Origin of the sequence: Streptomyces sp. NPDC088197, from assembly GCF_044741185.1 — a bacterium.
GTDB lineage: Bacteria > Actinomycetota > Actinomycetes > Streptomycetales > Streptomycetaceae > Actinacidiphila.
Window position 1 is genome coordinate 144,680 of record NZ_JBIUSD010000008.1, and the last position, 11,550, is coordinate 156,229.

Genomic DNA, 11,550 nt, shown 5'->3' on the forward strand with positions numbered 1-11,550 from the left:
GTCGCCGCCGTAGCCGCCGTCAATACCGTTGATGCCTGTGGCCAGCGCATCCCGTACGTCCCGCACATGCCGACTCACCGGCGATCAGGAGACGGCCGGTGAGCGGCGGGGATAACGGATTTCCGGTACGGCGAAGGCCCGACTCCGGCCGCGGGAGGGGGCGTTACGCGTAGACCCCGGCGAGCCAGCGCGTCCAGTCCGCGCCGATCCGCTCGGCGTCGGCGCCCGGCGCGAAGTCGTGCACGCTCACGCCGACCGTCGCGCCGAAGTGGTTGCGGCCGAAGAAGCGGTACATCGCCTGGTCGGTGCGGAGCCCGATGAAGTACGGGTTGCGGAAGTCGAGCACGGCCTCCACCCGTCCAGCGCCCGGCAGTTCGACCTGTACGGTCGCGCCCTCGGCCGCGTCGTCCGCCAGCCCGAGCGCGCGGGCCGCCGTCTCGAAGGCGTCGGGCGCGCCGGACGCCTTCGGGCCTTCCGCGCCGCCGAAGACGGCGGTGCGGCCGGTGAAGTACCGCAGGTACTCCCGCAGGGTGTGCATGTAGAAGTCGGTGTGCTTGTTCGCGCCGTCGTACTGGTTGTCCCAGTCCTCGACGAGGATGCCGCTGTGCACGTACCGCACCCATGAACCGCCGCCCTCGCGGGGCTCGATGAGGTGGTCGACCTGGTTGAAGGTCTGCACCGAGATGCCCTCGGCGTCCTCGGTGCGCCCGGTCAGCCGGTGCGGCGGGTCCCACGCGACCACGGTCCCGCCGAACGGCGCCGCGCCGCCCTCCTTGGGCTCGTACTCCATGGGCCACAACCAGCCCCCGGTACCGGTGGTGATGGCGTCCCAGACCTGCGACGGGCTGGCGTCGACCTCGAATTCACGGACGATCTCGAAGTGCTTGGACATGGTTGTTCAGAGCTCCTTGCTCCAGGGGATACGCGGATGGGGGCCGTGCGGGTGCGGGAGGGCGGACCGGCCCTACGCCTTCCGCGGCGCGTAGACGACGTGGTGGACGCCGGACGCGAACATCTCGGAGGAGACGACGGTGAACGGGGTCTGCGGCAGGCCGTCCTGGAACAGCCGCTTGCCGCGGCCGACCACGATCGGGTGCACCAGCAGGTCGAACTCGTCCACCAGGCCCTGCCCGAGCAGCAACCGCACGAGCGTCGCGCTGCCCATCACGGTGATGTTCGCGCCGTCCCGCTGCTTCAGCTCGCGGACGGCGGCGGCCGGATCTCCGCTGAAAACGGTGGAGTTGTTCCATTCGGCCTTCTCCAGCGTGCTGGAGACGACGAATTTGGCGATGCCGTTCATGTGGTCGCCGCCGGGCTGGCCGGCCATCGCGGGCCACGCGGCGGCGAAGCCGTCGTAGGTGGTGCGGCCGAGCAACAGGGCGTCGGACGCGTCCATTTGGGCGGACACGGCACCGGCCATGTCGTCGTCGAAGTACGGCCCGTGCCACTCGTGGGGCGCCTCCATGACTCCGTCGGCGGACAGGAACTCACTGACGACAAGCTTCCTCATGACGCTTCCTCAGGGGGTGTGGTGGGCCGGCCGACGGCCGGTTCGACAGCGGCGGCATCGGCGCCACCGCTCGTGACGGCGGGGGCCTCGGGGGTCTTCACCGTGGGGTGCAGGGCGACGACGATCCGGTGCGGACGCCCGCCCTCGGCCTCCTCGTCGTGGTACTTGGCGACCAGCGCGGCGATGCCGCGGGTCAGTTCGTCCACGAACGCGGCGCGGTCCGCCGCCGAGCCGAAGCGGACCTCGCCGTCGAGCGCGAAGGTCGCGATCCGCTGCCGCGCCCGGTCGGCGCCCGTGATCAGCGTGCCGACGTCCCGCACCAGCCGGGCGGCGACAGCCAGCAGCCAGCGCGCCGAGAGCTGGTCGCGGAAGCGGGCCGGATCGGGCTGCACGGCGGCCAGCGCCATCGGCGAGATCACGTACGAGGCCGCGGTCGCCCGCATCAGCCGCTCGGTGACATTGCCCTTCTTGCGCTCGCCCGACAGCTCGACCAGGCCGTGCTTCTCCAACGCCTTGAGGTGGTAGTTCACCTTCTGCCGCGGCAGCCCCACCCTCGCCGCGAGCATCGTCGCCGATGCCGGGCCCGCCGCCAGCTCGGCCAGCAGCCGGGACCGTATCGGGTCCAGCGACGTCGCCGCCGCTTCGGGGTTCTCGATCACGCTCACGTCCAACATGGCTTCAGCGTCTCACCGAAAACTTTTTTTGTCCAGACGCATTCTCTTGTCGGTGAGCGAGCGGCCTTCGGCGCGGGTAGCGGTCAGGCTGATGCAGGCACTGGCCGGTCCCATGGGGGCACCGGGCGGTCCCACCAGCGGCTTCGGCGCGCGGTGAAGGTCCGCGCGGTGCCGGTCCGCGCGGGGTCAGCCGGGTGGGGTCAGTGCCGCGCGGGATCAGTGCCGGGTGGGATCAGTGGCGGGTGGGGGCGGCGTCGCGGAGTGCTTCGGCGACGACGGCTTCGAGGCGGGTGTGGTGGGCGCCGCGCCAGTAGACGCGGCCGCAGGAGGCGCACGCGGCGAAGACGTCGTAGGAGCGTTCGGTGCCGCCCTCCAGGCGGTCGCGGACGGACTCCTTGTCGGCGGGGGTCAGCAGGCCGTTGCAGGCGACGCAGCGGGTCCAGGGCGCGAGGTCGGGCGCGAACCGCTGGAGGATGTCGCGCAGTTGGTCGGCCGGGCGGTCGCTGTAGACATACGCGCCCGCCCACAGTTCGCGGCGGCGCAGCAAGCCCCGGTCGCGCGTGAGCATGACCCTGCGGTCGCTCGCCGAGAGGGCGGCGAGCGCCGGGTCGCCGATGTCCTCGTTCTCGTACGCCGCGTCGACCCCGAGCAGCCGCAACCGCCGTGCCAGCGTGCCGAGATGGACGTCGAGCAGAAAGCGCAGCGGCGCGCCCGGCACCTCCTGCGGCCGCACGACCGCGTGGACCCGTACCGCCTCGCCCGGCGCCGGGACGTGCGCGTTCGGGACCGCGCGGCCGTCGACGGACAGCCCGCCGACCTCGGTGAGCGGCACGCCCAGCGACTCCACGACGTGCCCGAGCGACGACGTGCCGTCGGTGACCACGGCGCCGGGTTCCTCGCGGCGCCGGTCGGCGGCCACGAAGAGGTGCAGCTCAGCCGGGATACTGACGGTGATGTGCGGTCCGTTCACGGACTCAGCATGCCATCGCCCGCCGGGCCCGGCCACGGAGTTCCGCGCCGCTCGTCAGTGCCTTGGAGACGGCGGAGCCGGGGGTGTGACGCGCGCGCCGCGCCGCCGTGGCCTAGATGTCGTAGGTCACCGTCACCGGGGCGTGGTCGCTCCAGCGCTGGTCGTAGCTCGCGGCGCGCTCGACGACGGCGGTGGTGGCCGCGGCGGCGAGGGCTTCGGTGGCGACCTGGAGGTCGATGCGCCAGCCGGTGTTGTTGTCGAACGCCTGGCCGCGCATGGACCACCAGGAGTAGGGGCCCTCGACGTCGGGGTGGAGGCGGCGGACGACGTCGGTCCAGCCCGCGGGGCCGAAGAGTTCGGTGAGCCAGGCGCGTTCCTCGGGGAGGAAGCCGGCGGATTTGCGGTTGCCGCGCCAGTTCTTCAGATCCGCTTCCTGGTGCGCGATGTTCCAGTCGCCGCAGACCAGGGCATGGGTGCCGGTTTCGGCGGCGTGGTCGCGGAGCGCGCCGAGGTGGACGGCGAAGTCCTTCATGAAGCGCTCCTTCTCCGCCTGGCGCTCGGTGCCGACCTCGCCGGAGGGGAGGTAGAGGCTGCCGACGGTCAGACCGGGTCCGGTGCCGGGCAGGTCGACCTCCAGGTAGCGCCCGGCGGCGGCGAATTCGGTGGCGCCGAAGCCGACGCGGACGGCGCTGGGCTCCTCGCGGGTGTACAGCGAGACACCGGCCCGGCCCTTGGCGGAGGAGGGCGCGTGGAAGGCGTGCCAGCCCGCCGGGTCGCGCAGCTCGACGGTGAGCTGGTCGGGCTCCGCGCGGACCTCCTGGAGGCAGACCACGTCGGCTTCGGTCTCCTCCAGCCAGGTCAGGAAGCCTTTCTTGGCGGCGGCGCGGAGTCCGTTGACGTTCACGGTGGTGACGGTGGTCGACATGCGCTGGACGATACCGGGGCCGGTCGGCCGGACCGCTTCGGTATCCCCCGTCCGCACGTGCGTACGACCGCGCACGTACGATATCGGGCGTGGAGATCAGAACGACGCGTTACGACCACCCCGACGCGGTGAAGCTCAACGACCTGGTGCAGCAGGAGTACGTGGAGCGGTACGGCGACGGGGACTCGACCTTCATGGACGCGGCCCATTTCGACCCGCCGCGCGGGCTGTACCTGCTGGCCTACGACGAGGACGGGCACGCCGTGGCCAGTGGCGGCTGGCGCGCCCAGGACGACTCGCCCGACGGGCACGCGGACGGCGACGCGGAGATCAAGCGGATGTTCGTGGTGGCGCGGGCGCGCGGGCGCGGTCTCGCCCGCGCGATCCTGGCCGAGCTGGAGCGGACGGCCGCGGCGGCGGGCAGGACCCGGATGGTGCTGGAGACCGGTCAGCGGCAGCCGGAGGCCATCGCGCTGTACCGCTCGTGCGGCTACCTGCCGGTGCCGAAATTCGGCTACTACCGGCACGACGAGCTGAGCGTGTGCCTCGGCAAGCCGCTGGTCACGCCGCCGGGCCCGTAAGCCGCCGATCCAAACCGCCGGTCAAAACCGCCGATCGCACCGCACCCGCGCGTACCCCACGGATTGCGGCGCCCCGCACGAGGTCCCGGCGTCAGCGCCCGCCCCTGTTGCGGCCGCCGCGCCGCAGGTACATCCCGGCCAGCGCGCCGACGATGAAGCAGCCGAGCAGCGCCATCCACAGCGGCATCGTGACCTCGGGGATCAGCAGCCGGATCTTGACGTCGCGGGTGTTCTCGAAGATGAAGATCAGGGCGAGGACCGCGAGCACGGCCACGGTCACCCGGCCCGGGGTCACCAGCGAACCGAACCTGCTGTCGCTCGGCGGCTTCTCGGTGCTCACCACGCTCACCTGCTCCCGGTTCGGCGCTGTCCCCTTGCGTTCATGATCGGTGCGGGGGCGCCGGGGCGGGCTGCGGACTACTCCGAACGGGTGAGCGCGTCCGCTGCGCGCGCCTGTGCGCTCACCTGCGTGCTCGCGTACGGGCTCCCCTGTGTACTCGCCTGGGCGCTCGCCGCCAGCAGGCGCAGCGCCGCCTCGTCCGGGGTGCCGGGCGCCGCGCTGAACAGCAGCAGCCGGTGGCCCGAGCCGTCGCCGGTCCGCAGCATCTCGAAGGCGAGGTCGAAGCGGCCCACCACGGGGTGGTGGAAGGTCTTGGTGCCGGTGGTGCAGTTGCTGACCGGGTGGCGGGACCACAGGGCGGCGAATTCCGGACTCTTCATGGACAGCTCGCCGACGAGTTCGGCGAATCCGCGGTCGTCGGCCGCCTCGCCCGCCGCCAGCCGCAGGGAGGCGACGGCGCGCCGGGCCTCCTCGTCCCAGTGCGGGTGCAGTTCCCTGGTGTGCGGGTCGAGGAAGAGCATCCGCTGGGCGTTGGGGCGGTCGGCCGGGCGGTCGGGCGCGTCGGGGTCGAGGTGGCCCGCGGTGAGGGCGTGGCCGAGCGCGTTCCAGGCCAGGACGTCGTAGCGGCGGCCCATCACGACGGCGGGCACCGCGTCCATGGCGGCGATGAGCTGCCGCGTCGCGGGCCGTACGGTCTCGGCCCGCTGCGGGGCGCGGCGTCCCGCGCGGCCGGGGCGCGCGAGGTGGCGCAGGTGGGCGCGCTCGTCGTCGGTGAGCCGCAGCGCCGTGGCGAGCGCGTCGAGCACGGCCTGCGAGGCGTTGGCGCTCTGGCCCTGTTCGAGCCGTGTGTAGTACGCGACGCTGACGCCCGCGAGCTGGGCCAGTTCCTCGCGGCGCAGGCCCGGTACGCGGCGCCGGGCACCGTACGGGACGACGCCGACGTCCTCGGGGCGCAGCCGCGCCCGCCGGGTGCGGAGGAATTCGCCCAGTGCGGAGGGGGTGCGCGCGGTGCCGTCCATGCGTCCAGTCTGCCCCGGCGCCCGGCGCGGAGCCTGACCCTGCCGGTGGTAGGCACCGCCGAGGTACGTACGGCCCGCGTAGGCACCGCCCGCGTACGAAGAACGGGGGTCTGGGTACGGGCCGCGCCGCCGACGAGCCTTCCGTGGTGACCGCACCACCCCTATGGAGGGCCGCAGGATGACGCCACCGACACCGACACCAGCACCCACACCCACACCGGCATCCGCACCGGCATCCGCACCCGCACCCGCACCGACGACGGGCGCGGGCCGCGCGGCGGGGACGGGGAGCGCGCGGACGGACGGGACCGGCGCACCGGACACCGCCCCGAGGTCCGGCCCGCCGCCGATGAGCGCGCGGCAGCGCTGGACGCTGATGCTGCTGCTGGGCGCGCAGTTCATGATCGCGGTGGACTTCTCGATCCTGAACGTGGCGCTGCCGGTGGTCGGCCGCGGTCTCGGCTTCTCGCTGGCGAATCTCCAGTGGATCGCGACGGCGTTCGCGCTGGCCGCCGCCGGATTCACTCTGCTGTTCGGCCGGGTCGCGGACCTGTTCGGGCGGCGCCGGGTGTTCCTGGCCGGGATGGCGGTGCTCGGGGTGTCGTCGCTGGCGGGCGGGCTGGCGACGGATCCGGCGATGCTGCTGGCGGCGCGGGTCGCCCAGGGGCTCGCGACGGCGGCCGTGACCCCGGCCGGGATGGCGCTGCTGACCACGTCGTTCCCGCAGGGGCCGCTGCGCGACCGGGCGCTCGGTCTGAACGGGGCGCTGATGTCGGCCGGTTTCACGGCGGGCGCGGTGCTCGGCGGGGTGCTGACCGACCTGCTGAGCTGGCGCTGGGCGTTCTTCGTCAATGTGCCGGTGGCCGCCGTGGTGCTGCTCGCGGCGCCCGCGCTGATCGCCGAGAGCCGCCCCGCCGCGCGGCCCCGGCTCGACGTGCCCGGCGCGGTGACCGTCACCGGCGGGCTGCTCGCCGTCGTCTACGGCTTCACGTCGGCGGGCGAGCGCGGCTGGCTCTCCCCGGTGACGCTGACCGCCCTGCCGGTGGGCGCGGCGCTGCTGGCCGCCTTCGTCGCTGTGGAGCGGCGGGCCCCGGCGCCGCTGGTGCCGGTACGGTTCCTGCGCCGCCGGTCGGTGGTGTGGGGGAACGCGGCCGGGCTGATCGCCTTCGTGACGGAGACGTCGCTGGTCTTCCTGATGACGCTCTACCTCCAGAAGGTGCTGGGGTTCTCGGCGCTCGCGACCGGTCTCGCCTTCGGTGTGCTGGGGGCGGGCACCGTCGTGGGCGGGGTGCTGGGGGCGCGGGTGATCGGCCGGATCGGCACGCGGGCGACGCTGATCGTCGGCGGCGGGGTCCAGGCGGTCGCCACCGCGTCGCTGGTGCCGCTCGGGGAGGGCCGCGGATGGCTGGGGCTTCTGCTGGCGGCGACCTTCGTCGGCGGTGTCGGCAACATGCTGGCGATCGTCGGCTTCATGGTCACCGCGACGTCCGGGCTGCCGGACGAGGAGCAGGGTCTGGCCACCGGACTCGCCACGATGACGCAGCAGGTCGGCATCACGCTGGGCATCCCGATGATGAGCGCGGTCGTCACCGCCCGCGCGGGCGCGGCCTCGTCGGCGGCGCCGCACGTACTCCTCGGCGGGATCTCGCTCGCCGTACTGGTCAACGCGGCCCTGGTGGCGGCGGGTGCGGTGGCCTCCGCGCTGTTCCTGCGGTCGCCGAAGGGGCGTGAACCCGTCCGCGCGCGGGGGTGACGGGGAGGGCGGGGCGCGGGGGCGCGCGGGGACAGGGACGGGTGGCGGAGCACGGGGGCGGGGACGGGTGACGGGTGACGGGGGACGGCCGCGGGCCCGTGCCCCGTACGTCCGTCATGGACTCGCCCGCCGCGTCCCCTGCTGGCAGCATCGGACGCATGGACCACAGGCACCGCTCGGACCGCAGGGACGTCCTCACCGACCTCAGGGAACCGCCGGTGCTCGGGGCGGGCGACTACACGTTGCGCCCGTGGTCGATGGCCGACCTGCACGCGGTGCGCGAGGCGTCGACGGACCCGCTGATTCCGCTGATCACGACCGTGCCGCCGGTCTACAGCGACGCCGAGGGGATCGCCTTCGTCGAGCGGCAGTGGGGACGGCCGGCGGCGGGCCGCTACCCGATGGTGATCGCTCGGGCGTCCGACGGGTGCGCGGTCGGCAACGTGGGGCTCGACATCATCAGCGCGGACCGCGCCACGGTCGGCTACTGGGTGCTCGCCTCGGCGCGCCGCGCGGGCGCCGCAGGTTCGGCGCTGAAGGCGATCACCGAGTGGGGCCTGCACGAACTGGGCATCGCCCGGCTCGACTTGTACGCCGAGCCGTGGAACACCGGTTCGCTGCGCACCGCGGAGAGCGCCGGTTACCAGCGCGAGGGGCTGCTGCGCGACTGGGCGCGCGTCGGCGGGGAGTTGAAGGACGTGGTCATGTACGCAGCTCTTCGTACACCGCGATGACGCTGCGCGCCTGCTGCTCGACCTGGTCGGCGATCGGCACCCAGCGCGGGCGGTAGGCGCTCTCGTACGCCGCGCACCACTCGTCCACCAGGCGCGTGACGCGGGGGACGTCGGCGACGCGGCGGAGCATCGCGGCGGCGCGCAGCGGGACGCGCTGCGCGTAGACCTCGATGCTGGTGACGCGCGCGGTGGTCATCGGCGGCAGCGGGAGCGCGCCGGGCGGCCGTACGGCGGGGTCCCAGTCGGCGGACAGCCGGGGGCCGATGCCGACGAGTTCCTTGACGGTGCGCAGCATCGGGGAGTCCGCGCCGACCAGGCGCGGGTCGAGGTTGTCCAGGACCCGGGCGACGCGGGGCAGGTCGCGGCGGAGTGCCGCGCCCGCGACGCGCAGCGCGTGGTCGGGCGCGGGGTGCGGGGAGATGTCGGCGGTGCGGTCGCAGGCCCACATGGGCACTTCGACGACGGCGGTGACACCGTCGTAGCGGCGGGCGTGCGCCCAGGTGGAGTTGGCGCCGTCGCCGACGGTCGCGGGGTCGCCGTCCGGCGGCATCACGTAGACGCCGGGTCCGGGGCTCGGCCACTGGAAGGCGTCGGAGGACCCGCTCTCCAGCGGGATGTCCAGCTCGGCGGCCGACTTGCCGATCCGCGCGGGCACGCCGGGGATGTCGCTGGTGAGCTGCACGAAGCTGCCGCCCACGTCGATGCCGTGCAGCGAGCACTGCAACACCGGGCGCAGCGCGTCCAGTACGCCGAGCAGCGCGCGGGTCTCGGGGAGCGACGCGTCGGGGGCTCCCGGCGGCGGCAGCCATTCGGGCTGTTCCGCCGCGCACGGCCGGAAGAAGTGCTCGTAGTGGCCGCGCAGGGTGTAAGGCCCGCACAGCCAGGGCTCGTTGAGCACCGCGCCGTCCGGGTCGATGCAGAGCAGGAAGTGCCAGGCGGTGCCGTCGCCGTGGCCGCCCTCGCGCTCGGCGGCGAGCTGGTACGCGAGCCGGAGCACCGTGGCACCGCCGACCGCCGCCTCGTTGGCGTGCGGTCCCGCCACCACGAGCGCGTTCCGCTCGCTCCCGCCCTCCGCCTGATCCACCGTCAGCATGAGCAGGGGCCGCCCGGCCCGCGACCGGCCGACAGCCCGCAGTCGGCACAGTCTCGGATATCGCAACGTCAACAGCCGTGCGCCCTGGATGACTTCGGCCGTCGTCGGATAGTGCTCTCTCGCCACCGCATTCCCCCAGAAGCCGAAGCGCGTACTGGCTGCGACTGCGTGACGACGTCGGGTACAGCCCCCACATGACCCCGTCCACCACGGCCGTCGGGCGGCTTCGGTGACGGCGGCACAGAGCGTGCGCGTATCGCGGGTGCCGAAGGGGCCACTGCTGAACGGCCGGGCAAGCACTAAGTACGACACGGCGGCGGCAGGGTGTCAACGGTGCTACCGCAGGTGTTCCGGCGCACAACGGCGCCCGCGACGACGATCAGTGCGGCGGCTCCGTACGCGGTTGCCTGGAGCACGTTTCCATGGGCACCGGCGCCCATCGCGTTCCCGGTGTAGAGGGCGAGTCCGGCCAGCGGTACGGCCAGCCACTCCCAGCGGCCGTCGAGCGCGACGAGGGCGACGACCGACAGCGCGTACCAGTAGTAGGAGGGTGAGGTCAGCAGCAGCGCGGTGCCGGTCACGAGCAGGGCCCCGCTCCACGGCCGGTTCCGGTCCCCACGCCGCAGTACGTACACCACCACCGCGAGGACGGCCGCGATCGCGGCCGGGCCCGCCGCGCCGTCCGGAAGCACCAGTCGCAGCAGGGCGAAGCGCCGTACGCTGCCCGGCTCGTATCCCTCCTCCTGGAGGTACCCGGGCAGGTAGCCGAGCACCCCGCCGCCGGACGCGACGACGTACGGCAGGTAGGCGAGAACGATTACGGCGACGGCGGGGAGCAGGACGCGGAGCGCCTCGCGCGGGGTGCGGCGGGCGAGCGCGCCGGGCACGGCGAGGGCGGGCAGCAGCTTCACCGCGACGGCGGCGCCCAGCAGCGCGCCGCGGCGCACGGGCCGCGCGGTCGCGCCGAGCGCGAGGACGGTCAGGAGCACGCCGAGGGTGTCGATGTGCGCGTCGTTGACGGCCGCCACGGGCACGATCGGGCACCACGCCCACAGGGCGGCGCGCCGCGGGTCGGCGCCGCGCCGCCGCAGCGCCAGGAGCAGCGCGCCCGTGGTCGCCGCGGCCAGCAGCGCGCCGCCGGCCTGCATCGGCTTGTACCGGGTGCCCGGCGGCGACAGCGCGTGCACGGCGAGGAACCAGCCCTCGGCGACGGGCGGGTAAATGGTGTGCACGGAGGGCCGGTTGATCCGCGTGCAGTCACCGGCGGTGGTAGGGATCTGCGTCCAGTCCGCGCAGTGGCCGTCGGCCTGGCGGGGGAAGAGCCATGGCTCCCGCAGCCGTTCGAGCTCCGGCGCGTTCGGCGGGTACGCGTACGGCGAGACACCCGACGCCTGCACCGCGCCGTCCCACGCGTAGCGGTACATGTCGTTGCTGGTGCGGGGGGCCGTGGCCAGGCCGGTCAGGGCGAGAGCGACGCCTCCGGCGGCGACGAGGACGGTCGCGGCGCGGCGCGGCACCTTGCGGAGCGCGAGGAGGGCCGCCGCGAACAGGGCCCACGCGGCGGCGTACCAGTACGGCAGGCGGTCCGGACGGCCTTCGGTGCCGCCGACGGCGAGGGTCGCCGCGACGACGGCGACGAGGGCGGTGAGGAGCAGGGCGACGAGAGCGGTCGCCGGTCGGCCGCGGCTCGGGGGCGCGGTGTCGGCGCCGCTTGGGCGGGTGGTGCCGGGGGTGGTGCCGGCGGCGGCCCTGCGGGGGGCGGCGAGGAGCGAGGTACGGATTCCCACAGGTCACACGCTCGCATCCGGTCGTGGCGAGCGGGAGCCGAACCGCTGCGACGTACGCGTTCCGTAAGGAGTCGCGCGGTCCTGCGGGGGCCTCGGCGGGGGTGAGATGGCCTCATGACCGATACACCTCCTCCACCTCCCGAACGGCCCGCCCCGCGGGCCCC

12 protein-coding genes are annotated in these 11,550 nt (G+C 73.9%); 3 read left to right on the forward strand and 9 right to left on the reverse strand.

Features of this window, described 5'->3' with window-relative positions; translation table 11 throughout:
* Positions 1-163 precede the first annotated feature (163 nt).
* From ACIOC1_RS20970 to ACIOC1_RS20990, 5 genes are all read right to left on the reverse strand, one after another.
* Entirely contained in the window at positions 164-892 is a 729-nt protein-coding gene (locus tag ACIOC1_RS20970) for an SRPBCC domain-containing protein (RefSeq protein ID WP_401855977.1), read from the reverse strand.
* Between the two features lie 72 nt (positions 893-964).
* Positions 965-1,510: a dihydrofolate reductase family protein gene (locus tag ACIOC1_RS20975; RefSeq protein ID WP_401855979.1), complete on the reverse strand. Its 546-nt coding sequence runs from the start codon at positions 1,508-1,510 to the stop codon at positions 965-967.
* Entirely contained in the window at positions 1,507-2,184 is a 678-nt protein-coding gene (locus tag ACIOC1_RS20980; RefSeq protein WP_355339226.1) for a helix-turn-helix domain-containing protein, read from the reverse strand. Before ACIOC1_RS20980 ends, ACIOC1_RS20975 begins: the two co-directional genes overlap by 4 nt.
* A gap of 232 nt (positions 2,185-2,416) precedes the next feature.
* Positions 2,417-3,154 (reverse strand): Mut7-C RNAse domain-containing protein, encoded by a 738-nt coding sequence (locus tag ACIOC1_RS20985; protein ID WP_355339223.1) that lies wholly within the window; start codon positions 3,152-3,154, stop codon positions 2,417-2,419.
* Positions 3,155-3,266: 112 nt separating this feature from the next.
* Positions 3,267-4,079 carry an exodeoxyribonuclease III gene (locus ACIOC1_RS20990; RefSeq protein WP_391163676.1) on the reverse strand — a complete coding sequence of 271 codons (813 nt, stop codon included), beginning with the start codon at positions 4,077-4,079 and terminating at the stop codon, positions 3,267-3,269.
* Positions 4,080-4,168: 89 nt separating this feature from the next.
* Here ACIOC1_RS20990 and ACIOC1_RS20995 point away from each other — a divergent pair, with 89 nt between their 5' ends.
* The gene (locus ACIOC1_RS20995) at positions 4,169-4,660 is read left to right on the forward strand and encodes a GNAT family N-acetyltransferase (protein WP_391163674.1); all 492 of its coding nucleotides are present in this window, start codon (positions 4,169-4,171) and stop codon (positions 4,658-4,660) included.
* A gap of 91 nt (positions 4,661-4,751) precedes the next feature.
* On the opposite strand, the gene ACIOC1_RS21000 is transcribed toward ACIOC1_RS20995, so the two are convergent.
* Positions 4,752-5,009 carry a lipopolysaccharide assembly protein LapA domain-containing protein gene (locus tag ACIOC1_RS21000; RefSeq protein WP_391049575.1) on the reverse strand — a complete coding sequence of 86 codons (258 nt, stop codon included), beginning with the start codon at positions 5,007-5,009 and terminating at the stop codon, positions 4,752-4,754.
* Positions 5,010-5,077: 68 nt separating this feature from the next.
* Entirely contained in the window at positions 5,078-6,019 is a 942-nt protein-coding gene (locus ACIOC1_RS21005; RefSeq protein ID WP_401855983.1) for a helix-turn-helix transcriptional regulator, read from the reverse strand.
* 349 nt (positions 6,020-6,368) lie between these two features.
* Between ACIOC1_RS21005 and ACIOC1_RS21010 the strand changes: the two genes are divergently transcribed.
* Together ACIOC1_RS21010 and ACIOC1_RS21015 are read left to right on the forward strand one after the other, a co-directional pair.
* Complete coding sequence (locus ACIOC1_RS21010) at positions 6,369-7,772, forward strand: MFS transporter (protein WP_401855985.1); 1,404 nt, start codon at positions 6,369-6,371, stop codon at positions 7,770-7,772.
* Between the two features lie 158 nt (positions 7,773-7,930).
* The gene (locus tag ACIOC1_RS21015; RefSeq protein ID WP_401311507.1) at positions 7,931-8,506 is read left to right on the forward strand and encodes a GNAT family N-acetyltransferase; all 576 of its coding nucleotides are present in this window, start codon (positions 7,931-7,933) and stop codon (positions 8,504-8,506) included.
* On the opposite strand, the gene ACIOC1_RS21020 is transcribed toward ACIOC1_RS21015, so the two are convergent.
* Both ACIOC1_RS21020 and ACIOC1_RS21025 read right to left on the reverse strand, forming a co-directional pair.
* Complete coding sequence (locus tag ACIOC1_RS21020; RefSeq protein ID WP_355339205.1) at positions 8,475-9,725, reverse strand: M14 family zinc carboxypeptidase; 1,251 nt, start codon at positions 9,723-9,725, stop codon at positions 8,475-8,477. The two genes, ACIOC1_RS21015 and ACIOC1_RS21020, sit on opposite strands and share 32 nt — an antisense overlap.
* A gap of 173 nt (positions 9,726-9,898) precedes the next feature.
* Entirely contained in the window at positions 9,899-11,386 is a 1,488-nt protein-coding gene (locus ACIOC1_RS21025; RefSeq protein ID WP_401719467.1) for a glycosyltransferase 87 family protein, read from the reverse strand.
* Positions 11,387-11,550: the final 164 nt, after the last annotated feature.